The sequence below is a fragment of the Aquibium microcysteis genome, from assembly GCF_014495845.1.
GTDB classification, from domain to species: Bacteria; Pseudomonadota; Alphaproteobacteria; order Rhizobiales; family Rhizobiaceae; genus Aquibium; species Aquibium microcysteis.
Genome location: NZ_CP061080.1, coordinates 1,137,411 through 1,158,599, shown reverse-complemented (window position 1 = coordinate 1,158,599; position 21,189 = coordinate 1,137,411). Strand labels below are relative to the sequence as shown.

Sequence of the window (21,189 nt, the reverse complement as noted above, 5' to 3'; positions counted from 1 at the left end):
CATGAGCCACTGTCCGGGAGCGTGACCGAACGCACCGAAGCATCCTCTGGAGCCCACGATGTCCGACGACGAAATCATCCTGTCCGAACTTTCCGACGACGAACTCGTGCAGCAGATGCACGACGACCTTTACGACGGGCTCAAGGAGGAGATCGAGGAAGGCACCAACATCCTGCTCGAGCGCGGCTGGGCGCCCTACAAGGTGCTGACCGAGGCGTTGGTGGAAGGCATGCGGATCGTCGGCGAGGATTTTCGCGACGGCATCCTCTTCGTCCCTGAAGTGCTGCTCTCGGCCAACGCCATGAAGGCGGGGATGTCGATCCTGCGCCCCCTGCTCGCCGCCACCGGCGCGCCGAAGCAGGGGAAGATGGTCATCGGCACCGTCAAGGGCGACATCCACGACATCGGCAAGAACCTCGTCGGCATGATGATGGAAGGCGCCGGCTTCGACGTCGTCGACCTCGGCATCAACAATCCGGTCGAAAAGTATCTCGACGCCATCGAGCGGGAGAAGCCGGACATCCTCGGCATGTCGGCCCTGCTCACCACGACCATGCCCTACATGAAGGTCGTGATCGACACGATGAAGGAAAAGGGCATCCGCGACGACTATGTCGTCCTCGTCGGCGGGGCGCCGCTGAACGAGGAGTTCGGCAAGGCCGTCGGCGCGGACGCCTATTGCCGCGACGCTGCCGTGGCGGTGGAGACCGCCAAGGAGTTCATGCGCCGCAAGCACAATCAGCGCGCCAACGCCTGAGACGGAGGCGCGAGGTCCGTCAGTCGGCGGCCTCGGCGACGTTGGCTCCGGCGTTCTGGGTCGCATCGACCGTGCTGGCGGCATCCCGGCCGATGCCGCGGATGGTGTTGGCGCAGCCGGTCGAGGCCAGCGCGACGACGGCCAGCACGGCAAGCCGCGAAAGCAGGGAGGCGGTCATGAAAAGTCTCCTTGAAGGGGTTGCAGCGACACCCCGTCAACGCGCCGAAGGCGAGAAGGTTCTCGTCATCGCCTGCGGAATGATCGCCCGCGAGGTACTGGCGGTGAAGGAGCGGCTCGGGCTCGACCACCTCGAACTCACCTGCCTGCCGGCCGAGTTCCACTTCCATCCCGACCGCATAGCGCCGGCCATGGACGCAACGATCGACAAGGCCCGGAGCGAGGGCTACCGGAACATCTTCGTCGGCTATGCCGATTGCGGCACCGGCGGGCTGCTCGACCGCGTCTGCGAGAAGCACGGTGTGGCACGGATGGAAGGGCCGCACTGCTTCGCCTTCTACCAGGGAATGGAAGCCTTCGAGGCGATCGCCGACGACGACATGACGTCGTTCTACATGACCGACTTCCTCTGCCGCCAGTTCGACGCCTTCTTCATGAAGCCGCTGGGGCTCGACCGGCATCCGGAACTCATCGCGGATTTCTTCGGCAATTACGAAAAGCTGGTCTACCTCGCCCAGACCGAGGATCCGGCGCTGGAAGCCGTGGCACAGGATGCAGCGCGGCTGCTCGGCCTCGCCTACGAGAAGCGTGTCACCGGCTATGGCGATCTCGTTCAGGCCCTCGACCGTGCGGCCTGGCCGACGTCCTGAGCACGGGCTTCAATTCCATCAATATGCCCGAATTCGGGCCGCAGAGCATGTCTCCCGAATGTCGGCACCGGATTCGGGTGAACGACATGCACGGAACAGAACCCTGACGCATGCGGGCGAATCCGACGGATCGCGTCACGTGTCAGGTCGCATGGTCCGCTGCAACTCTGCTCCCCGTCGTGCCGACGGCGGCGAGAATTGTAGTGGCGCAACCTGTCATCAAGGGTTAACGGCCATTGTCGCATAAGCGTTCGGGGCAAGGTGCAGGCGCATGACATCGGTGCCGGCGCGGGGATGGGACATGGACGGAGACGACAAGCTCGCACCGGGCAAGGCGCGCCGGCCAAGGCCGCGGCGGCTCTCCGACGTTTTCCTCGTCCTGGCCGCCGAAGCAACCGGACCGATCACGGTCGGGTCGATCCGCGACGCGCTGGGCGACCGTTCGTTCGCCACCCTCCTCGTCTTCTTCTCCTCGCTCAACCTGCTGCCGCTGCCGCCCGGCGCCTCCGTCTTCCTCGGCATCCCCATCGTCATCGTCGCGGCACAGATGGTGCTCGGACGCAGGACGGCCTGGCTTCCGCAATCGCTCCTGTCGAAATCGATCCCGCTCGACCGGTTCCGAACGGGATCGGCGCGGATCGTCCCGCTGCTGCAGCGGCTCGAGCGGCTGGTGCGGCCGCGCTACTGGCCGTTCTGGCGCCGCCAGGGGGATCGTGCCATCGGCGTCATCGCCCTGATCCTCGGCATCGCCGTGGTGCTGCCGGTGCCGCTCGGCAACTGGCTGCCGGCCTTCGCTTCCACGCTCGTCGGGCTCGCGCTATCGGAGCGCGACGGCATCCTGTTCGGCATCGGGGTGGCGGTCGGAATCACATCGCTCGCCATCATCGTCGCCGTGGTGGTCTCTGCCGGAGCCGTGCTGAACCTTCTCTGGAAGACCGCCGGCCTGCATCACTGGTTCTGAGCCGGCGCGACATCCGGACGGCCGTGGCAGCCTGTTCGCATTGCGACGTCGCTTTTGAAGGCGCCCGCGTCGCCACATGAGAAGCGGGGACCGTCGCGTTCCGGCACATCTCGGTGCAGATCCTCTGGAGCAGGGCCGATGGCCGAACTGATCGTCGTCTACTGGCGGGACATCCCCGCACAGGTCATCGTCAAGAAGGGCCGCGCCAGCGCCAAGCGCGAACTGCCGCTGCGTTTCACCGAGGCCATCGACATGGCGGCGATGCGGTCCGGCGCGGCCGAGAGCGGCGCCTACCTCGAGGAATGGCGCAAGGCATCAGCTGTACCGGTGGGCGACGATCTCGAAGCCGAGGCCGACCGCGCCATGAGCGCCATCGAGGCCGACTACGGCCGCGACCGGCTGGTGGCACTGGCGAAAGCCGGCGGCCGTGAAAGCGGCTGATCCTGCTGACCGCCCTCGCCTCCCGCTCGACGCCCCACCGCCACAGAACCCGACCAACCCGACACTGCGTCGCCGACGCCCGGAGAAGACAGACATGACCCGCACCATCGTCGCCTCGGCGTCCCGGGAGATCATCATCGGTTTCGACCAGCCCTTCTGCGTCATCGGCGAGCGCATCAACCCGACCGGCCGCAAGAAGCTCGCCGCCGAGATGGTCGCCGGCAATTTCGAGACGGTCATCAAGGACGCGCTGGAGCAGGCCGCCGCGGGCGCCACGATGCTCGACGTCAATGCCGGCGTCACCGCCGTCGACCCGAACGCCACCGAGCCCGACCTGCTCGTCCGGACGCTGCAGATCGTGCAGGATCTCGTCGACCTGCCGCTGTCGATCGACAGTTCGGTGACGGCCGCCATCGAGGCCGGACTCAAGGTCGCCAAGGGCCGGCCGCTGGTCAATTCGGTCACCGGAGAGGAGGAGAAGCTCGAGGCCATCCTGCCGCTGGTCAAGAAGTATGACGTGCCGGTGGTGGCGATCTCCAACGACGAGACCGGCATCTCGATGGATCCGGACGTGCGCTTCGCGGTCGCCAAGAAGATCGTCGAGCGTGCCATGGACCACGGCATCAAGCCGCACGACGTCGTCGTCGATCCGCTGGTCATGCCGATCGGCGCGCTGGGCGATGCCGGCCGCCAGGTCTTCGCGCTGCTGCGCCGGCTGCGCGAGGAGCTCAAGGTCAACACCACCTGCGGCCTTTCCAACGTCTCCTTCGGCCTGCCGCACCGCCATGGCATCAACGCCGCCTTCATCCCGATGGTCATCGGCGCAGGCATGACGTCCGCCATCATGAACCCCTGCCGCCCGCAGGAGATGGAGGCCGTGCGCGGCGCCAACGTGCTCAACGGCACCGACAAGGACTGCATGAACTGGATCCGCACCTACAAGGACTACAAGCCCGGCGAACACGCCGCCCCCGCACCGGTGCAGGTGAATGCACCGGGCGACGGCGGATCAGCCGGCGGGCGCCGCCGCGGCGGCCGCGAGGCGCGGATGGGCCGGGGGTGACGGAGCCCTTTCGCAAGCGTAATCTGTCTCAGCATTGACCGGGAGCACCTCGGATAAGATGACAGTCGTTCAGACGCAGCGGAAATGGACAATCGACGAGTTCTTCGCCTGGAACGAACACCAGGAGGAGAAATACGAACTCGTGGATGGCGTTCCGATGCTCAAGCGGCTCCCCATCGCCGTGACACTTCCAGGAGCCACGGCCCCGACCATGATGACCGGCGCCAGCCGGCGCCATAACAGGGTGAACAGCAACCTTTCCCGCCTGTTCGGCAACCAGCTTCGAGACGGTCGCTGCAGCGCCTATGTAAGCGATGCGGCCGTGAAGACGGCGGAAAATCAGATCCGGTTTCCCGACCTTGTCGTCGACTGCGGGACGAAAATCGATGGGGGCTTTACATTTGAGCACCCGATACTGGTGGCCGAGGTCTTGTCTCCGTCCACGAGAACGTTCGATCTGGCAGGCAAGATCACAGAATACTGGCGGGTTCAGACAATTCGCCACGTCATGATCATCGACCCGGACAAGCTGCGCGTCCAGTTGCATACGCGGCGGTCGGGTGAAGCGCCGACGGTTGTTGTCTTTTCCGACAGTCAAGATGTGATCGACATCCCCGAAATCGGCGTCACGCTCGCGCTCGCCGACATCTTCGAAGGCCTCGCGTCCGTCACCGAACAGTAACCCATACGGCACCCCCACGCATGTCCGATCCCCTCGTCCTGTTCATGCCGTCCGGCAAGCGCGGCCGCTTTCCGGTCGGCACGCCGGTGCTCGATGCCGCGCGCTCGCTCGGCGTCTACGTCGAGAGCGTCTGCGGCGGCCGCGCCACCTGCGGGCGCTGTCAGGTGGAGGTGCAGGAGGGCAGCTTCGCCAAGCACAAGATCGTCTCCTCCAACGACCACATCTCCGCCCGCGGCCCCAAGGAGGAGCGCTACGACCGCGTGCGCGGCCTGCCGGAGAACCGTCGCCTGTCCTGCTCGGCCACCATCCAGGGCGACCTCGTCATCGACGTGCCGCAGGACACGGTGGTCAATGCCCAGGTGGTGCGCAAGTCGGCCATCGACCGCATCATCGAGCGCAACCCCGCCGTCCAGCTCTGCTACGTGGAGGTCGAGGAGCCCGACATGCACAAGCCGCTCGGCGATCTCGACCGGCTGAAGGCGATGCTGGACAGGGACTGGGGCTTCGACAACCTGCTCGTCTCGCAATATCTCATTCCACAGGTGCAGGGCATCCTGCGCAAGGGGAACTGGGGCGTGACGGCGGCGATCCACCGCGACCTCGAAGCCTCGCGGCCCAACATCATCGCGCTGTGGCCGGGCCTGCACAACGAAGCCTACGGCATCGCCTGCGACATCGGCTCGACCACCATCGCCATGCACCTCGTCTCGCTCCTGTCGGGCCGCATCGTCGCCTCGTCGGGCATGCAGAACCCGCAGATCCGCTTCGGCGAGGATCTGATGAGCCGCGTCTCCTACGTGATGATGAATCCCGACGGTCGCGACCAGATGACGAAGGCTGTGCGCGACGCCGTCACCGAGCTGACGCGCAAGGTCTGCGCGGAAGGCGGCGTGGATCCGAACAACGTGCTCGATGCGGTCATCGTCGGCAACCCGATCATGCACCATCTGTTCCTCGGGATCGATCCGACCGAACTCGGCCAGGCGCCTTTCGCGCTCGCCGTCTCGGGCGCGGTCCACACCTGGGCGAGCGATCTCGGGCTCGGCATCAACACCGGCGCACGCATCTACATGCTGCCCTGCATCGCCGGGCACGTCGGGGCGGATGCCGCAGGCGCGACGCTGTCAGAAGGGCCGCACCGGCAGGACCGCATGATGCTCCTCGTCGACGTCGGCACCAATGCCGAGATCGTGCTCGGCAACCGGGATCGTCTCGTCGCCGCCTCCTCGCCCACCGGCCCCGCCTTCGAAGGTGCGGAAATCTCGGCCGGCCAGCGCGCCGCGCCCGGCGCCATCGAACGCGTGCGCATCGATCCCGCCACGCTCGAACCGCGCTTCAAGATCATCGGCTCCGACCTCTGGTCGGACGAGCCGGGCTTCGACGCGGACGCCGAACGCCTCGGCATCACCGGCATCTGCGGCTCGGCGATCATCGAGGTGGTGGCGGAAATGTATCTCGCCGGCATCATCTCGGAGGACGGCGTGATCGACGGCGGGCTGGCCGCGCGCAGCCCGCGCATCCGCCAGACCGGGCGCACCCATTCCTACCTGCTGCACCAGGGCAAGCAGGAGATCTCCGTCACCCAGAACGACGTCCGCGCCATCCAGCTCGCCAAGTCGGCGCTCTATGCCGGCGTCAAGCTCCTGATGGAGAAGCTCGGCATCGACCATGTCGACACGATCGCGCTCGCCGGCGCCTTCGGCTCCTTCATCGATCCGAAATACGCCATGGTGCTCGGTCTCATCCCCGACTGCGATCTCGCCGAGGTCAAGGCGGTCGGCAACGCCGCCGGCACCGGCGCGCTGATGGCGCTGCTCAGCCGCGACCACCGGCGCGAGATCGAGCGGACGGTGCAGCGCATCGAGAAGATCGAGACGGCGCTCGAGCCGCGCTTCCAGCAGCATTTCGTCAACGCCATGGCGCTGCCCAACAAGGTCGACGCCTTCCCGCATCTGGCCGAAGCGGTCACCCTGCCGCCCCGCGCCACCACCGTCGACGGCGCCACCGGCGATTCCACCCCGCGCCGCCGCTCGCGCGAGGAACGCGACGCGCGGCGGAACCGAAGCTGACAAGGGGCGTTGGCCGGGCGCCGTCCCGGTCTCGCGCCAAGCTGGCTCCCTGCCTGGGCCCTTGACGATCGCGCCGGACGGTCCTTCACTCGGACCCCGGAGGATCGGAGCCCCATGCCGAGCCTGAAAAGCAGATGCGTCGGCCTCTATCTGAAGCTCACGCGCAAGAAGGCGTTTTCGAGCGCGGCGGAGCTGCACCGCTGGATCGCCCGCGACCGGCAGCGTGCCGATCATCGCCCCCCGCCCGCCATCGCGCTGCGCCACCGGATCGAGCAGCGCGTCATCGACGGCTGGCCCGTCTACGACATCCCCGCCACGCGCCGCGGCGCCGGCCACGTGGTGTATTTCCACGGCGGCGCCTTCTGTTTCGAGATCACCAGCTATCACTGGAACCTGATCGCCGACGTCGCGCGGCGCACCGGCGCGCGGGTCACCGTGCCGATCTACCCCCTCGCCCCCGAGCACGATTTCCACGCGATGTTCCGCATGGCGATGGCGACCTACCGCGCGGTGCTGGGCGAGAGCCCGGCGAGCGAGGTCGTGTTCATGGGCGATTCGGCCGGCGGCAACATGGCGGTGGTGCTGACCATGCTGGCGGCGGAGCGGCGAATGCCCCTGCCCGGCCGCCACGTGCTGATCTCGCCCGGCCTCGACATGACCGCCCGGGAGGCGATGGTGGAGGCGGCGCTGAACGATCCGTGGCTCGACGTGCCGGGCGGCATGGAGGCGATCCGCCTCTATTGCGCCGGGCTCGATGTCGCCGACTGGCGCATCAGTCCGCGCCATGGCGACCTCGCGGTGCTTCCGAAAACCCTGGTGTTCTCGTCGACACGCGACCTGCTGCATTCGGGAACGCTCGGCTTCGCCGAGGGCGCCCGCGCTGCCGGCGTCGACATCGAGCTCTTCGTCGAGGAAGGCATGTACCATGTCTGGCCGCTGATCGAGACGATCGAGGCGCGCCGCGCCCGCGACCACATCGTCGCCTTCCTGGGACGCAAGACGCCGGCCGAGCCGCCGCGCAGCCGCGGCAAGGTCGTCCCCGTCGCGCCGGTCCGCACCGGGCTCGGACCGACGCTTCCCGGTTGACCGCGTCTGCCGATCGCGGCAAGTCTCCCCGCCCGGTCCGGCCTCCGGGGGCCGATCACGCAGGCAGGGAAACCGACATGCCGAGCTTCAAGAGCCGTCTCTTCGCCTTCGTGCTGAAGCACACGCGCAAGAAGTCCTTCGCTTCGGTGGAAGGCATGCACGCCCGGCTGAAGGCGGCGCGCGCGAGCGAGGATTTCCGGCCGCCGCAGACGATCGCGCGGCGCCTGGACATCGCCGAGCGCGCGGTCGACGGGATGAGGGTCTATGAGGTGCGGCCGAAAGCCGGCGCCTCGCGGCTGCGGATCGTCTACCTGCACGGCGGCGCCTACCTGTTCGAGATCACCGCGCATCACTGGAAGCTGATCGCCGAAATGGCCGAGCGGCTCTCCGCTCAGATCACCGTGCCGATCTACCCGCTGGCGCCGGAGGCGAAGGCGGAGCGCATCATCGGCGCGTGCATGGCGCTGCACCGCGACGTGCTGGCGACCACCGCTGCCCGCGACCTCGTCCTGATGGGCGATTCGGCGGGCGGCAACATGGCGCTGGTCCTGTCCATGACGGCAGCACGGGAGGGCCTGCCGAAGCCTGCCGGCCTCGTCCTGATCTCGCCGCCGGTCGACCTGTCGCTCGCCAATCCCGAAATATACGAGGTGGAGAAGCGCGATCCCTGGCTCGGCGTGCCCGGGGCCGAGGAAGCCACGCGGCTCTATGCCGGCGGCATCGACCATGCAGACTGGCGCATCAGCCCGGTCCATGGCGACCTGTCGGTGCTGGCGCCGGTGCTCGTGCTGACGGGCACCCGCGACCTGCTCAATCCCGACACGCATGTCTTCGCCGCGCGGGCGCGCGCAGCCGGCGTGCCGGTCGAGATCCTGGAGGAGCCCGGGCTGTACCACGTCTGGCCGCTGCTCGACATGCCCGAAGCTTTTCGCGCGCGCGACAGGATGGTGTCCTTCGTGACGGATCTCGCGGCGACATCGGCCAGGGCTCCGCGATCCGGCGCGGCCGCCTGATCGCCTCGGCGGCGCGGTCCGCGCGGCCGCCTGCCGGCCGGCCGATTCAGAACCGGCCGGTCTCGCGGAAGCTCTCGAAGGTGGCGCGGATGTGGTCGGCCGCCGCCAGCACGGGCGCCGGCGCGTCGGGGGCCACCAGCATCGCGATCTCGTAGGTGCCGATCTCCGGCAGGCCGCTGTCGGGGCCGAGCACGACCACGTCGCCGCCGACGAAGGAGCGCGGCAGCGGCGCCACCGCGAGGTCGGCGATGATGGCGGAGCGCTGCCCCGCGGTGTGCGCGCTCATGTAGGCGACGCGGTAGTCGCGGCCGACGCGCCCCAGCGCCTCCAGCGCGCTGGACCGCCAGGCGCAGCCCTCCTCCCACAGCGACACGGGCAGAGGCTCGCGCAGATGCGCCGAGCCGCCCCTGGCGCCGCCCCAGACAATCGGCTCCGACAGCAGAACCTCGGCATCCGGCACGCGCGACTTCTGCGAGCAGGTCATCAGCGTGATGTCCAGCCGGCGGTCCTCCATCCGGCGCCGCAGGTTCGAACTCTGGTCGATCACCACATCGACGGCGATCGAGGGATGCGACTGGGCGAAGCGCTTCAGCACGATCGGCAGCACGCGTTCGCCGAAATCGTCCGGCGAGCCCAGCCGCACGACGCCGGTGATGTCGGGGACGATGAACTTCGCCACCGCCTCGCGGTTGATCGACAGGAGCCGGCGCGCATAGCCGAGCAGCAGCTCGCCGTCGGTCGTCAGCGAGACGGAGCGGGCGTCGCGGTTGAACAGCGAGCGGCCGAGCTGCTCCTCCAGCTTCTTGATCTGCATCGACACCGCCGACGGCGTCCTGAACACCGCATTGGCCGCCAGCGTGAAGGAGCCCGTGTCGGCGATCGCCACGAAGGTGCGCAGCACGTCCAGTTCCAGCAGCGGCAGCGGGTGGTTCAGCGGTGCGTTCACGGCAGGGTTCCGTTCAGTTTTTCTGATTCAGAAGCTCATTTCATTTCGCTGGATTGAATGCGAGGCCAGGCCGATAGTCAAGCGGTCCACAACATCGGCACGAAAGGATACTGACATGCCCATCCCGACCGACATCGGCGCGCTCGCGCGCCATTGGCGCCGGTGGCGCCGCGCCGCCCGCACGGAGAGGGCGATTGCAGCGCTGCCCTCGGAAATCCGCAAGGACATCGGATGGCCCGACCGCTACACCGCGGAAATCGGCCGCCATCCCGCCCGAGATCATTTCGGTCGCTGATCCGTGACGCTTCCGCGGCGGCCGGCGGCCATGCACCGCCGGCTTCGTCGCTTCTGCGACACGGCGTTTTCGCATGACGCATTTGAGCGGCAAGCATAGCGGCACGATTTTTACTATTAAATTGTTGATTTATCGGTGTTTTTGCGCTCGGCGCCTTACTTTGCCCATGTCGCTTTTTGTGCTTTGCGCTTCGTATTTCCTGCCTCCGAAGCAGGCAGCAGAGCCTATATGGAGGGCATCACGCGCCGCCCCACTCCAATGCGCGAAGGCCGAGCCGTCAAACAGCATGGAGACGCATCGATGAAGTTCCTCACCCGCATGTTCGCCCGCCGCCCGTCCAACCTGACGACCGCTCTGGAGCGCCAGCGCCTGCAGCGCACGATGCCCGGTCAGACCGGCGCGCTGGCGGCCGCCCGCCTCGGACATTCCCTCGGCTGAGACGGCTCCGTCCTCCATGGCCGGGCCGAGCCCGTCCTGATTTCGAATGAACGCCCGCAGGCTTTGCCCTGCGGGCGTCGTCATGTGCGGGGATGCGTTCAATTTCGCTTGCGCGGGCCCCCTCGCCCGTTGACAGCAGCCTTGCTTCCGGACGACACTTTCTTCGTCACGACGATGCAGTCGTAGAAGAATAAGAACAGCCATTTGCGTGGGGCATGCACGTGAACGCGAAGTCATCCCTGAAGCGGTCGATCGTCTTCTTCCTCGTGCCCGATTTCACGATGGTGGCCTTTGCGACGGCCATCGAGCCGCTGCGCATCGCCAACCGGATGCTGGGCTTCGAAGCCTACCGGTGGCGGCTGGCCAGCGCCGACGGCCGGCCGGTCAAGGCCTCCAACGGCGTCGAATGCGCCGTCGACACCTCGCTCGACGACGAGCGGCGCAAGCTCGGCGGTCCGGACCGGCCGTCGATGGTCGTCGTCTGCTCGGGCATCAACGTCGAGAGCTACGCCAACAAGTCGGTCTTCGCCTGGCTGCGCGAGGAGTACAATCGCGGCGTGGCGGTGGGCGGCCTGTGCACCGGCGCCCACGTGCTCGCCTCGGCCGGGCTGCTCTCAAACAAGCGCTGCGCCATCCACTGGGAAAACCTTCCCGGCTTCTCGGAAAAATATCCGAAGGCCAACGTCTTCGCCGACCTCTTCGAGGTCGACCAGAACATCTACACCTGTGCCGGCGGCACCGCCTCGCTCGACATGATGCTGAAGCTGATCGGCGACGATTTCGACGAGACGATCGTCAACCGCGTCTGCGAGCAGATGCTGACCGACCGCGTGCGCAGCCCGACGGACCGCCAGCGCCTGCCGCTGCGCGCCCGCCTCGGCGTCCAGAACGCCAAGGTGCTCGCCATCATCGAGCTGATGGAGGCAAATCTCGCCGAGCCGTTGTCGCTGGTGGAGATCGCCGACGGCGTCGGCCTGTCGCGGCGCCAGATCGAGCGGCTGTTCCGCCAGGAGATGGGGCGCTCGCCGGCGCGCTACTATCTCGAGATCCGCCTCGACCGCGCCCGCCACCTGCTCGTCCAGTCGTCGCTGCCCGTCGTGGAAGTGGCGGTCGCCTGCGGCTTCGTCTCGGCCTCGCATTTCTCGAAATGCTACCGCGAGCTCTACGCCCGCTCGCCGCAGCAGGAGCGCGCCGACCGCAAGCACATGCTGGCGGCCTGACGCTCCGCTGCGGCGGCGATCGCACCGATCGGTGTCGGCCCCCGGGCTGCTTGATTCAGATCAACGTCCACCGGTCGGCGCGGGTGCTTGTGTCCCGGGCGCACGCCGGTGCCTGTGTCGCCGGCGCAGAAGAAACCGGAGTTCCCCATGTCCGTCGTCGTCTCACGCTGGGCCACGCCCCTCGTTACCGGCCTGTTCGTCGTCTCGCTGGTCTCCGGAGTGGCGATCTTCTTCGGCGTCGGGCGGGCGGCCTTCACCGGCATGCATGAATGGCTGTCGATGGTGCTGGTCGTTCCCTTCGTCCTGCACCTGCAGAAGAACTGGCGGCCCTTCCTCGCCTATTTCAAGCGTGCGCCGATGCGTGTCGCGCTGGCGTCGTCGCTGGCCGGCGCCCTCGCCTTCGCTGCGCCGTCGATGATCGGCGGCAGCACCGGAGCGCCGCCCGAGCGCCAGCTGATCCAGCTCCTGCCCAGCCGCACCGTGGCGCAGCTCGCGCCGCTCCTCGGCATGGCGGCGACCGATCTCGAAGCCGCGCTGGTGCGTGGGGGGCTGAAGGTCACGTCGCCGGACGAGCCGATCGCGCAGATCTCGGCGGACTCGTCCGTCACCACCTCGCGGGTCCTGGCAATCGCGCTTGCTGCAAAGCCCCGACCCGCGGGGCCCTGAAAAGCAGGGCGAACGATCAGTTCTCCCAGTAGCGCTGGCGGTTCTGCCAGATCTTCTCGCCGATCAGGCAGTCGAAGCCGGGAGTCGCCTGCGCCAGCACCACGGGCAGGTCCTGCGCCGTCGGCGCGGCAGGCGGGGGCCATGCGGGCGACACTCCGGCAAGCTCCAGCACAAGCTTGCGCCGGATCGCCTCGGGAAACTGCGCCCAGTCGTTCACCGGGATGACGAAGGCGCCCGGCCCGCCGATCACGCAGTTCTGGTAGTAGACGTCCAGGTCGTCCACATCGAAGCTCGACGCGAAGCCGCCGCTGGTCATCAGCGGCAGGCCGTTGATGGTGATCCCCTTGGCGATGATGTCGTCGCGCGTCAGGTCCACCGGCTCGCCCTGGTTGTTCGGCCCGTCGCCCGACACGTCGATGACCCGCTTCAGCCCGCGGAAGCCGTTGTCGTCGAAGAGCTTGTCGGCATAGAGGAGCGCGCCGGAGATCGACGTGCGGCGCGCGCTCTGCGGCGGGTTCGCCGTCATCTGCGCCACGAAGGCCTGCGCTTCCGCCTCGCTGGAGATCCGGGTCCAGGGCACGACGACATGCTGCATGAAGTCGCCCGCCCACTCGAAATAGGTCACCGCGATCTTGCCGTGCACCCCGTCCCGGATCGCCCGAACCACCTCTTCGTGGACGAGGGCTGCCGCATAGCCGTCGCGCTGGATGGCGAGTTCGCCGGGCGACATCGAGAGCGACACGTCGACGGCCAGCACCAGCTCGACGTCGACGACCTCGTCGTCCTCGGGATGGGTCTGCGCCGAAAGCGGCGCGGCGGACAAGAGGCCGAGAAGCCCGGTCAGCAGGAGGATGCGGCAGCCGCGTGTCGCCGCCGCCAGGGGGAGGATGCGCGAGGACATGACGCAACGATACGCGAAACGTCGCGGAGGGAAAGCGAGCGCGGGCAGATTGCACGCCCCTGCCCTTCACATTCGCGCGACCTGCGCCGGTTGCTGAAAAGGACCCGCCGCGTCGCGGCGTGGCGCGGCCCCCGTTCAGCTCCGCGGCTTCGCGTTCTCCGGATCGTACAGCGGCCGATACCCCACCGCCGCGACTTCCACCGGGAACGTCTCGCCGAAATACTCCACCTGCAGCCGGCGGCCCACCTCGCACCAGGCGTGCGGCAGATAAGCGAGCGCGATGTTCTTTCCGATGGTCGGGCCGTAGGCGACCGAAGTGGTGAAGGAGCGGCGGCCGAGGTCGTCGACCAGCGTCTCACCGGTCGCCGGATCCATCACCGGCATCGAGCCGACGGGATAGCGGGCGACGCCCTTCGAATCGACGTTGTCGGTCATCACCAGCGTGCACAGCATGGCCGGCTGGTGCGGCCGCGCCTTGTATTCGAGGTGCTTCGCCTTGCCGCGGAAATCCGCCTCCTTGACCTTCGGGCGGGCGAGGTCGGCCTCGATAAGGTTGTATTCGGTCAGAAGGTCGGCGTTCTGAAGCCGCAGGCTCTTCTCCATGCGCCGCGAATTGGCGTAGGTCTCGACGCCGAAGGCCATCACGCCGGTCGCCCGCAGCGCATCCCAGACGGCGAGGCCGTCCTCGTAGCGCATGTGCAGTTCCCAGCCCTGCTCGCCGACATAGGAGATGCGGAAGGCGGTGACGGACCGGCCGGCGATCTCGACCGGCTTGATGGCCGCGAAGGGGAAGTTCTCGGGATCGAGGCCCGCCGGATCCGCGACTGCCTTCTTCAGCGTCGCGCGGGCATTCGGCCCCCAGATGCCGATGGTGATGTATTTTTCCGAGGTGTCGGTGATGGTGACGTCGAGGCCGCGATCCTCGGCCACGCGCTTCATGTAATAGAGATCGCGCGGGCCGGCGTCGGCGCCGTTCACGAGGCGGCAGCGGTCCTCCATGCGGAAGACGGTGAAGTCGGCGCGCACCATGCCCTCGTCGTCGAGGAAGTGGGTGTAGATGCCCTTGCCGATGTTGGCGTCGCCGCCGATCTTCGCCGCACACAGCCATTCGAGCAGTTCGACATGGTCCGGCCCTTCGATGTCGACCATGTGGAAATGGCTGAGATTGACGATGCCGCAATCCTCGCTCATTGCCAGATGCTCGGCATTGGAGACGCGCCAGAAGTGCCGGTTGTCCCACTCGTTCTGCCGCACCGGCACGCGGTCGCCGTACGTCTCCAGCAGGTGCTCGTTGGCCTTGTAGCCATGCGCACGCTCCCAGCCGCCGAGTTCCATGAAATGGCCGCCGAGCTCGACCTCGCGCTCGTACATCGGCGAGCGCTTGACGTTGCGACCGGTCGCGTAGGGCTCGCGCGGGTGGACGGCAGGGTTGTAGACCTTCTGCGCCGCCTCGCCGCACCGGCCCTCGATGAAGCCCTCTTCCAGCTGGTGCGGGTAGAAGCGGGCGAAATCGATCGAGGCGTGATCGATTTCCGTGCGCCCGTCGGTCATCCAGTCGGCGACCAGCTTGCCGTAGCCCGGGCCGTCCTTGACCCAGATGCCGACGGCGTACCAGAGGCCCCTCACCTTCTGGCTTTCGCCCACCGAGGCGCCGCCGGCGGCCGAGACCTGCAGCAGGCCGTTGAAGGAGCGGCGCTCGTCATAGCCGAGCTCGGCCAGGATCGGCGTCAGCTCGATCGCCTTCTCCAGCGGCGCGATGATCTGCTCCATGTCGAGGTCGCGCTGCGAGGGCGACAGGCGGGCCTGGTGCTTCTCCAAGAGGTCGCGCGGGTGGCAGAGGCGCGGGTTCGTCTCCTCGTAATAGCCCCATTCGATCATGCCGCCTTCCGAGGTCGTCGGGTCGCCGGTGTCGCGCATGTAGGCCGAGTTGCCCTGGTCGCGCATCAGCGGATAGCCGATCTCCTTGCCGGTGCCGGCGAATTCCGTGTAGGGGCCGAAGAAGGTCAGCGGGTGGTCGACCGGCATCACCGGCAGGTCCTCGCCCGCCATCTCGGCGATTAGCCGGCCCCACAGCCCCGCGCAGACCACCACGTGGTCGGCCTCGATCGTGCCGCGCGGCGTCACCACGCCGCGGATGCGGCCGTTCTCGATCTTCAGCGCCGTGGCCGGCGTGTTGGCGAAGGCCTTCAGCCTGCCGCTCTTCTCGCCGGCGTCGACCAGCTTTCCGGCCACCGTCTGCGAGCGCGGGATGACGAGGCCGGCATCAGGGTCCCACAGCCCGCCCTGCACCACGCTCTCCTCGATCAGCGGGAACTTCTGCTTGATCTCGGCCGGCTCGATCAGCCGCGCCCGCGTGCCGAAGGCCTTGGCCGATGCGACCTTGCGCCGGATCTCGTCCATGCGCGTGTCGTCGCCGACGCGGGCGACCTCCAGACCGCCGATGCGCTCGTAGTGGCCGAGCTTCTCGTAGAAATCGATCGAGTAGAGCGTCGTCCAGACGGACAGGAAGTCATGGCTGGTGGTGTAGCAGAAGTCCGAGGCGTGCGCCGTCGAGCCGATGTCGGTCGGGATGCCGGAGGTGTCGATGCCGACGATGTCGTCCCAGCCGCGCTCGATCAGGTGATGCGCCACCGAGGCGCCCACGATGCCGCCGAGACCGATGATGACGACCTTCGCCCGGGTCGGGAACTCTGCCATTGTCCGCTGCTCCGCAATGCATGTCTGGCGCGGACTATATTGCGCCGCGACCGTGTCGTCGCAGCCTGTTTGCGACATCGGCAACGAGCGGCGCGACCTGCGTCGGCGAGGGCGGACCCGCAGCCGGCGGGGCCGCCCGGGGACGTCAGGCGAAGGCCCAGACGTCCTCGGCATAGAGGCCGACGTGATAGCCGGCAGTCTTCAGCTTCACCAGCACCTGGCCGATCTCGTCGGGCCGCAGCGCGCCGATCTCGATCTTGATCATGCCGGGTCGGTAGCGGGCGATGTCGAGCTGGTCGAACACCGTCCAGTCCGCGCCCTCGCAATCGACAAGGAAGGCGTCGATGTGGTCGATGCCGTTGCGGTCGAGCACCGCCTGGAGCGTCTCGGACGGCACCTCGATGTCCTTCAGATAGGGCCGGAAGCGGTCGAAATTGGCATCGGCCTCGCCCCAGGCGTTCACGCCCGACATCAGGTTGGTGTCGGTGACCGACGAGCAGCCGATGAACTCGATCGGCAGCTTGCCGGACTCGAGCGCCGTCGCGTCGAAGGTCCTCACCGAGATCGTGCCGCTTTCGCGGGTGATCGCGACCGGCTCGATGACGAAGCGGCCGGCATCGGGATAGTTCGCCCGGAGCCGCGCCTGGTTGTAGGGGATGGGCTCCACCAGCACGGCGCGGGCGCCGGGAATGCGGTGCAGCCAGGGCGTCACGTCGTCGAACAGCGCCCCGTCGCAGGCGCCGACATTGACCATCTGGAAGGGCTTCGCGCCGCGCCGGCCGGCCCGGCGGGCAGCCTCGGCGAGGAATTTCGTCCCGCGCAGCGCCGGTGCCCGGTCGAGGATCGCCGACGGCAGCCCCCGCGCCACCGCGCGCCGCGCGGCCGCACCCAGTGTCTCCCGCAAGCTGGTCATGACGTCGTCTCCTTCGCGACCAGGCGGTCGAACCTCGGGTTCCAGCGGGTGGCCAGAATGATGGCCATGCCCGCCATGAAGGCGAAATAGAAGCGGTCGTCGGGCAGCGGAAAGCTCGCGAACTTGCCGAGCGTGCCGATGGCGAGCGCGAACATCAGCGCGTTCTCCCGGCCCGTCCCCATCCGGCCGGCACGGGCGAGCAGCACCCATCCCGCCAGGAAGAGCGCCAGCAGCGCCGGCCAGTCATTGTCGAGCAGCGAGACCAGAACGCCGCGGACATAGCCATGGGCGAAATCGAACAGCGAGAAGTCGGGCTGGAAGCCGATCATCGAGTTCTGGATCTGGACGCAGGAGAAGTAGAAATGCGCCCACCAGCCGGGATGCCCGCCGAGCTTCGACACCAGCAGGCAGGCGACGAACGAGGCGGCGAAGGTGACGGCCATCGGCAGCTTGCGCCATCCGAAGGCGACCGCCGCGATGAGCAGCGCGAAGACGAGGATGATGTTGTCGGGCCGCACCAGGACCGACAGCAGAAGCGCCGCACCGGCGGCCCAGTCGCGACCCTTCATGAGCCAGTGGATCGCCAGCAGCGAGATCAGGGCCATCAGGATGTCGGGCGTGATCGCCGTCGACATGTGCGTCAGGTCGGCGATCACCAGCACCGGCGCGAGCACGAAGGCCGACTGCAGCGCCCGTTCCTCCCCGAGCCAGCGGAGCGCCAGCGCGCCGATGCCGACGAGGGAGGCGATCGACACGAACAGGGCACCCCCGACGAGGCCGAACACCGGCTCCAGCGCGCGCAGGGCGGAGACATAGGCCACCTTGACCCGATACATCGACAGCTGCGACTCGAAGTCGACCGGGTTGTTCCACTGGTGGACGTTGTAGGGATTGCCCTGCTGGATCTCGTAGAGCTGCGCCGGCCGTGCGCCGGGCGAGATCTGCGCCCAGGTCTCGCGGTGCAGCTCGGCGGGATCCTCGATCCGGTTCTCCAGCGCGGTCGCCACATAGGCGACCATGTCCCAGTTGTAGTCCGGCCGCACCCAGGTGTAGAGCGCGATGATCAGGATCGTCGCGGCGAAGAAGGCCGCGGCTGCGCGGTCGAGCAGCGTCCGGCCGGTCAGCACCGAGGCGGCCCTTGCCGCGACGGGGGCGTTCAACGCCCAGTCCATCGGCGTCCGACTCACTGTTTGCATGTGCCCGTTCCCCTCTCTGTCCCGTGCAAGCGTTCCGCTCAGCTCACCTGGCTCTTCACGAAGTCCTTGACGATACCGACGATGCCGCGTGACAGGAGGCCGTCGAGAGCGTCGCAGAACTGGTCGACATGCTGGCGCTCGCAGATCAGCGGCGGCTCCAGCCGGATGACGTTGCGATTGTATTCGGTGAAGGCCACCAGCACGCCGTAGTCGCGCAGGAGCAGCGCGCCGATGAAGCCCGACAGCGAGCCCTTCAGCTTCTCGTCCAGCATCGCCACGACCGGGCGCAGCACCATCGGCAGGGTCTGCGAGAAGTCGTGGAACTCGAGCCCCACCATGAAGCCCTTGCCGCGCACCTCCTTGACGATGCTCGGATGCTTGCGGGCGATCGCCTGCAGCCGCTCGATCAGGTAGTCGCCGGTGTCGGCGGCGTTGTCGATCAGCCCCTCGTCGTAGAGCACGTTGAGCGCCTCGATGGAGGTGATGCAGGCCTCGCCGATGCCGCCGAAGGTGGCGGCGGCGTGGATCATCGCCGTCTTCGGCGTGCCGTAGGCCTTCATGTAGACCTCGCGGCGGGCGATCATGGCCGCCATCGCCGTCTTGCCGCCGCCGAGCGACTTGGCGAGCGCGGTCACGTCCGGCACCACGCCATGATGTTCGAAGGCGTAGAAGCGGCCGGTGCGGCCGAGCCCGCACTGCACCTCGTCGGCCACCCACAGCACCCCGTACTGGTCGCAGAGCCTGCGCAGTTTCTGCCAGAACTCCGTCTGCGCCTGGATGATGCCGCCGCCGCCCTGCACCGTCTCCAGCACGATCACGCCGATCTCGGGATCGGCCCGGAAGGCGCGCTCGATCGCCTCGATGTCGCCGAAGGGCACGCGCACGGTGTTGTCGACGAGCCTGAACTCGCCGCGGTAGAGCTGGCCGTCGGTGATCGACAGGACGCCCTTGGTCTTGCCGTGGAAGGAGTTCTCCGCATAGACGACCTTCGGCCGCTTCGGTCCGGCGGCGCGCTCGGCCACCTTGATGGCGGCCTCCATGGCCTCGGAGCCCGAGGAGCCGAGGAACACCATGTCGAGGTCGCCCGGCGAACAGGCGGCGATGTTGTGGGCCAGCGCCGACGCATATTGCGACATGAAGGCGATGGCGATCTCGTGCCGCTTCTCCTCCTGGAAGCGCCTGCGCGCCTCGAGGATGCGAGGATGGTTGTGGCCGAAGGCCAGCGACCCGAAGCCGCCGAAGAAGTCGAGGATCTTCCGGCCGTTCTGGTCGATGTAATACATGCCCTCGGCGCGCTCGATCTTCACCTTGTGGAAGCCGAGCAGCTTCATGAAATGCAGCTGGCCGGGGTTGAGGTGCGCCTTGAACAGGTCGGTCATGCGCGCCACGTCGAGCGCCTTGGCATCCTCCACCGAGAGCATCGGCGGCTTCGGCGTCCGGGTCGGTGCCAGCTCGGGAGCGCCGATCACGGCGCGGGCGTCGGTCAGGTCGGGTCTGGTCATGACGGTCATCGGGTCTCTCCCTCACTCGGCCGGGGCATGCGCGACGGCGGGCGCAGGCGCCCCGCCGATCCTGGCGCGATACTCGGAATAGGCGGCGATCAGCATGTCCTCGTCGCGGTACTGCGGCACCCAGCCGAGGTCGCGCCTGCCCTTGGACACGTCGAGCAGGCAGTCCTCGTCGGCGATCAGGTACTGCTCGGGGTCCATGATCGGCATGTTCATGAGATCGAGCAGGTCGAGGGTGCGCTTCACGGCCCAGCCCGGGGTCGGGATCAGGATCGAGCGCGAGCCGGCATGGGCGATCAGGTCGCCGAGCAGCTTGCGCACCGAGGGCGGGTTCAGCGAGCCGAGATTGTAGGCCTCGTTCGGCACCCCGGCCTTGAAGGCCAGCCTTGCCGCTTCGGCGCAGTCGAAGACGGAGATGAACTGGTAGGGGTTCTTCCCCGAGCCGATCATCGGCACCGGCAGGTTCCAGTCGATCAGCCTGAACAGCTTCGACAGGATGCCGAGCCGGCCCGGCCCGATGATCAGGCGCGGACGGAACAGCGTGATGTTCATGCCGCGCTTGCGCCATTCGGCGGCGAGTTCCTCGGTCTTCAGCTTCGACAGCCCGTATTCGCCGAGCGGCGCGACCGGATGGTCCTCGGTCATCGGGTACTGCACCGTGTGGCCGTAGATCATGTCGGTGGTGAAGTGGACGAGGTTCTTCGCGCCGGCCTCGTCCATCGCCTGGATGATGTTCTCCGTGCCGTGGAAGTTCACGGGCCAGAAGAAGTCGTGGCGCTTCGCCCGCACCTGGATCGGCGACAGCATCTTGGCCGAGAGGTTGTAGACCATGTCGCCGGCCTCGATCCCCAGCGCCCGCACCGACGCCTTGTCGGTCACGTCGCAATGGGCGAAGCGCACGGTCGCGTAGTGCGGCAGCTCGCTTCTGGTGACGTCGGCGACCACGACCTCGTGGCCATCGGCGACCAGTTTCGGGGCAAGATGGCGTCCGACGAAGCCGTCGCCGCCGAAGATGATGTGTCTCATTGGGACATCCCGCTCTTGTGCATGGAAACTCCGGCAAGATCCGTGCCAGCGGCGTCGTGGCCGCGGTCGCTCTGCGCGATCAGGATGGTGCCGAGGCAGATGAAGCCGATCCCCGCGACGCGCCAGGCGTTCAGATCCTCGCGGAAGACGAAATAGGCGAATATCGCGACGGCGACGTAGGCGAGGCTCAGGAAGGGGTAGGCGAAGGAGAGATCCACCTTCGACAGGACGTAGAGATGCGACGCCATCGAGATCACGAAGACGCTGAGCCCGAAGAAGATCCACGGACTGAACACGATCTGCAGGATCTTCAGCACGGGGTTGACGCCGGCAAAGGACAGCGGCCCCATCGACATCATGCCGTACTTCAGCATCAGCTGCGCGGCGGCGTTGGTCATCACCGTGAACAGGATGAAGACGATGTATTTCATGGGGCCGTGTCTCCTCGCGCCTTCATTAGCAAACAGAGAAAAACCGTCGGTGA

Annotated in this window: 22 protein-coding genes; 13 read left to right on the top strand and 9 right to left on the bottom strand. The window is 67.4% G+C overall.

The window, feature by feature from the left end:
- Positions 1 to 58 precede the first annotated feature (58 nt).
- The gene (locus IAI54_RS05180) at positions 59 to 757 is read left to right on the top strand and encodes a corrinoid protein (protein ID WP_187971337.1); all 699 of its coding nucleotides are present in this window, start codon (positions 59 to 61) and stop codon (positions 755 to 757) included.
- Positions 758 to 776: 19 nt separating this feature from the next.
- Here IAI54_RS05180 and IAI54_RS05175 read toward each other — a convergent pair whose 3' ends face one another.
- Positions 777 to 935 carry an entericidin domain-containing protein gene (locus IAI54_RS05175; protein ID WP_187971336.1) on the bottom strand — a complete coding sequence of 53 codons (159 nt, stop codon included), beginning with the start codon at positions 933 to 935 and terminating at the stop codon, positions 777 to 779.
- Here IAI54_RS05175 and IAI54_RS05170 point away from each other — a divergent pair.
- From IAI54_RS05170 to IAI54_RS05135, 8 genes are all read left to right on the top strand, one after another.
- On the top strand, positions 934 to 1,584 hold the full coding sequence (locus IAI54_RS05170; RefSeq protein ID WP_187971335.1) for a DUF1638 domain-containing protein: 651 nt from the start codon (positions 934 to 936) through the stop codon (positions 1,582 to 1,584). The genes IAI54_RS05175 and IAI54_RS05170 overlap by 2 nt on opposite strands.
- A 301-nt stretch (positions 1,585 to 1,885) precedes the next feature.
- Complete coding sequence (locus IAI54_RS05165) at positions 1,886 to 2,545, top strand: exopolysaccharide biosynthesis protein (protein ID WP_187971334.1); 660 nt, start codon at positions 1,886 to 1,888, stop codon at positions 2,543 to 2,545.
- 138 nt (positions 2,546 to 2,683) lie between these two features.
- Entirely contained in the window at positions 2,684 to 2,986 is a 303-nt protein-coding gene (locus IAI54_RS05160) for a virulence factor (protein ID WP_187971333.1), read from the top strand.
- A gap of 94 nt (positions 2,987 to 3,080) precedes the next feature.
- Positions 3,081 to 4,049, top strand: a complete 969-nt coding sequence (locus IAI54_RS05155; protein WP_187971332.1) for a methyltetrahydrofolate cobalamin methyltransferase — start codon at positions 3,081 to 3,083, stop codon at positions 4,047 to 4,049.
- Between the two features lie 58 nt (positions 4,050 to 4,107).
- A complete protein-coding gene (locus IAI54_RS05150; protein ID WP_187971331.1) occupies positions 4,108 to 4,731 on the top strand; it encodes a Uma2 family endonuclease in 624 nt (207 codons plus the stop codon).
- Between the two features lie 20 nt (positions 4,732 to 4,751).
- Positions 4,752 to 6,800, top strand: a complete 2,049-nt coding sequence (locus IAI54_RS05145) for an ASKHA domain-containing protein (RefSeq protein WP_187971330.1) — start codon at positions 4,752 to 4,754, stop codon at positions 6,798 to 6,800.
- A gap of 114 nt (positions 6,801 to 6,914) precedes the next feature.
- Entirely contained in the window at positions 6,915 to 7,886 is a 972-nt protein-coding gene (locus IAI54_RS05140; RefSeq protein ID WP_187971329.1) for an alpha/beta hydrolase, read from the top strand.
- A 77-nt stretch (positions 7,887 to 7,963) separates the two neighbouring features.
- Complete coding sequence (locus IAI54_RS05135) at positions 7,964 to 8,899, top strand: alpha/beta hydrolase (RefSeq protein ID WP_187971328.1); 936 nt, start codon at positions 7,964 to 7,966, stop codon at positions 8,897 to 8,899.
- A 46-nt stretch (positions 8,900 to 8,945) separates the two neighbouring features.
- Here the strand turns inward: IAI54_RS05135 and IAI54_RS05130 are convergent, their stop codons facing one another.
- The gene (locus IAI54_RS05130; protein WP_187971327.1) at positions 8,946 to 9,845 is read right to left on the bottom strand and encodes a LysR family transcriptional regulator; all 900 of its coding nucleotides are present in this window, start codon (positions 9,843 to 9,845) and stop codon (positions 8,946 to 8,948) included.
- A 115-nt stretch (positions 9,846 to 9,960) separates the two neighbouring features.
- Here IAI54_RS05130 and IAI54_RS05125 point away from each other — a divergent pair, with 115 nt between their 5' ends.
- The 4 genes from IAI54_RS05125 (at position 9,961) to IAI54_RS05110 (ending at position 12,464) form a co-directional block, all read left to right on the top strand.
- Positions 9,961 to 10,140, top strand: a complete 180-nt coding sequence (locus IAI54_RS05125; RefSeq protein ID WP_187971326.1) for a DUF1127 domain-containing protein — start codon at positions 9,961 to 9,963, stop codon at positions 10,138 to 10,140.
- A gap of 300 nt (positions 10,141 to 10,440) precedes the next feature.
- Complete coding sequence (locus IAI54_RS05120; RefSeq protein WP_187971325.1) at positions 10,441 to 10,578, top strand: hypothetical protein; 138 nt, start codon at positions 10,441 to 10,443, stop codon at positions 10,576 to 10,578.
- Between the two features lie 281 nt (positions 10,579 to 10,859).
- Positions 10,860 to 11,798, top strand: a complete 939-nt coding sequence (locus IAI54_RS05115) for a GlxA family transcriptional regulator (protein ID WP_420838292.1) — start codon at positions 10,860 to 10,862, stop codon at positions 11,796 to 11,798.
- Between the two features lie 147 nt (positions 11,799 to 11,945).
- Positions 11,946 to 12,464 (top strand): DUF4405 domain-containing protein, encoded by a 519-nt coding sequence (locus IAI54_RS05110; RefSeq protein WP_187971323.1) that lies wholly within the window; start codon positions 11,946 to 11,948, stop codon positions 12,462 to 12,464.
- A gap of 16 nt (positions 12,465 to 12,480) precedes the next feature.
- On the opposite strand, the gene IAI54_RS05105 is transcribed toward IAI54_RS05110, so the two are convergent.
- From IAI54_RS05105 to IAI54_RS05075, 7 genes are all read right to left on the bottom strand, one after another.
- A complete protein-coding gene (locus IAI54_RS05105) occupies positions 12,481 to 13,365 on the bottom strand; it encodes a DUF1194 domain-containing protein (RefSeq protein ID WP_187971322.1) in 885 nt (294 codons plus the stop codon).
- A gap of 135 nt (positions 13,366 to 13,500) precedes the next feature.
- The gene (locus IAI54_RS05100) at positions 13,501 to 16,062 is read right to left on the bottom strand and encodes a GcvT family protein (RefSeq protein ID WP_187971321.1); all 2,562 of its coding nucleotides are present in this window, start codon (positions 16,060 to 16,062) and stop codon (positions 13,501 to 13,503) included.
- A gap of 145 nt (positions 16,063 to 16,207) precedes the next feature.
- Complete coding sequence (locus tag IAI54_RS05095) at positions 16,208 to 16,975, bottom strand: FkbM family methyltransferase (RefSeq protein WP_187971320.1); 768 nt, start codon at positions 16,973 to 16,975, stop codon at positions 16,208 to 16,210.
- The gene (locus tag IAI54_RS05090) at positions 16,972 to 18,171 is read right to left on the bottom strand and encodes a glycosyltransferase family 87 protein (protein WP_187971319.1); all 1,200 of its coding nucleotides are present in this window, start codon (positions 18,169 to 18,171) and stop codon (positions 16,972 to 16,974) included. Before IAI54_RS05090 ends, IAI54_RS05095 begins: the two co-directional genes overlap by 4 nt.
- Before the next feature lie 38 nt (positions 18,172 to 18,209).
- Entirely contained in the window at positions 18,210 to 19,592 is a 1,383-nt protein-coding gene (locus tag IAI54_RS05085) for an aspartate aminotransferase family protein (protein ID WP_235679374.1), read from the bottom strand.
- A gap of 102 nt (positions 19,593 to 19,694) precedes the next feature.
- Positions 19,695 to 20,705: an NAD-dependent epimerase/dehydratase family protein gene (locus IAI54_RS05080; RefSeq protein WP_187971317.1), complete on the bottom strand. Its 1,011-nt coding sequence runs from the start codon at positions 20,703 to 20,705 to the stop codon at positions 19,695 to 19,697.
- Positions 20,702 to 21,136, bottom strand: a complete 435-nt coding sequence (locus IAI54_RS05075) for an EamA family transporter (protein ID WP_187971316.1) — start codon at positions 21,134 to 21,136, stop codon at positions 20,702 to 20,704. The genes IAI54_RS05080 and IAI54_RS05075 overlap by 4 nt, the downstream gene beginning before the upstream one ends.
- Between the last annotated feature and the right edge of the window lie 53 nt (positions 21,137 to 21,189).

Excerpts from the sequence above, each read along its gene's own strand:
- IAI54_RS05180 (WP_187971337.1), top strand. The coding sequence starts at position 59 with ATGTCCGACGACGAAATCATCCTGTCCGAACTTTCCGACGACGAACTC.
- IAI54_RS05170 (WP_187971335.1), top strand. The coding sequence starts at position 934 with ATGAAAAGTCTCCTTGAAGGGGTTGCAGCGACACCCCGTCAACGCGCC.
- IAI54_RS05175 (WP_187971336.1), bottom strand. The coding sequence starts at position 935 with ATGACCGCCTCCCTGCTTTCGCGGCTTGCCGTGCTGGCCGTCGTCGCG.
- IAI54_RS05165 (WP_187971334.1), top strand. The coding sequence starts at position 1,886 with ATGGACGGAGACGACAAGCTCGCACCGGGCAAGGCGCGCCGGCCAAGG.
- IAI54_RS05160 (WP_187971333.1), top strand. The coding sequence starts at position 2,684 with ATGGCCGAACTGATCGTCGTCTACTGGCGGGACATCCCCGCACAGGTC.
- IAI54_RS05155 (WP_187971332.1), top strand. The coding sequence starts at position 3,081 with ATGACCCGCACCATCGTCGCCTCGGCGTCCCGGGAGATCATCATCGGT.
- IAI54_RS05150 (WP_187971331.1), top strand. The coding sequence starts at position 4,108 with ATGACAGTCGTTCAGACGCAGCGGAAATGGACAATCGACGAGTTCTTC.
- IAI54_RS05145 (WP_187971330.1), top strand. The coding sequence starts at position 4,752 with ATGTCCGATCCCCTCGTCCTGTTCATGCCGTCCGGCAAGCGCGGCCGC.
- IAI54_RS05140 (WP_187971329.1), top strand. The coding sequence starts at position 6,915 with ATGCCGAGCCTGAAAAGCAGATGCGTCGGCCTCTATCTGAAGCTCACG.
- IAI54_RS05135 (WP_187971328.1), top strand. The coding sequence starts at position 7,964 with ATGCCGAGCTTCAAGAGCCGTCTCTTCGCCTTCGTGCTGAAGCACACG.
- IAI54_RS05125 (WP_187971326.1), top strand. The coding sequence starts at position 9,961 with ATGCCCATCCCGACCGACATCGGCGCGCTCGCGCGCCATTGGCGCCGG.
- IAI54_RS05120 (WP_187971325.1), top strand. The coding sequence starts at position 10,441 with ATGAAGTTCCTCACCCGCATGTTCGCCCGCCGCCCGTCCAACCTGACG.
- IAI54_RS05115 (WP_420838292.1), top strand. The coding sequence starts at position 10,860 with ATGGTGGCCTTTGCGACGGCCATCGAGCCGCTGCGCATCGCCAACCGG.
- IAI54_RS05110 (WP_187971323.1), top strand. The coding sequence starts at position 11,946 with ATGTCCGTCGTCGTCTCACGCTGGGCCACGCCCCTCGTTACCGGCCTG.
- IAI54_RS05105 (WP_187971322.1), bottom strand. The coding sequence starts at position 13,365 with ATGTCCTCGCGCATCCTCCCCCTGGCGGCGGCGACACGCGGCTGCCGC.
- IAI54_RS05100 (WP_187971321.1), bottom strand. The coding sequence starts at position 16,062 with ATGGCAGAGTTCCCGACCCGGGCGAAGGTCGTCATCATCGGTCTCGGC.
- IAI54_RS05095 (WP_187971320.1), bottom strand. The coding sequence starts at position 16,975 with ATGACCAGCTTGCGGGAGACACTGGGTGCGGCCGCGCGGCGCGCGGTG.
- IAI54_RS05090 (WP_187971319.1), bottom strand. The coding sequence starts at position 18,171 with ATGCAAACAGTGAGTCGGACGCCGATGGACTGGGCGTTGAACGCCCCC.
- IAI54_RS05085 (WP_235679374.1), bottom strand. The coding sequence starts at position 19,592 with ATGCTCTCGGTGGAGGATGCCAAGGCGCTCGACGTGGCGCGCATGACC.
- IAI54_RS05080 (WP_187971317.1), bottom strand. The coding sequence starts at position 20,705 with ATGAGACACATCATCTTCGGCGGCGACGGCTTCGTCGGACGCCATCTT.
- IAI54_RS05075 (WP_187971316.1), bottom strand. The coding sequence starts at position 21,136 with ATGAAATACATCGTCTTCATCCTGTTCACGGTGATGACCAACGCCGCC.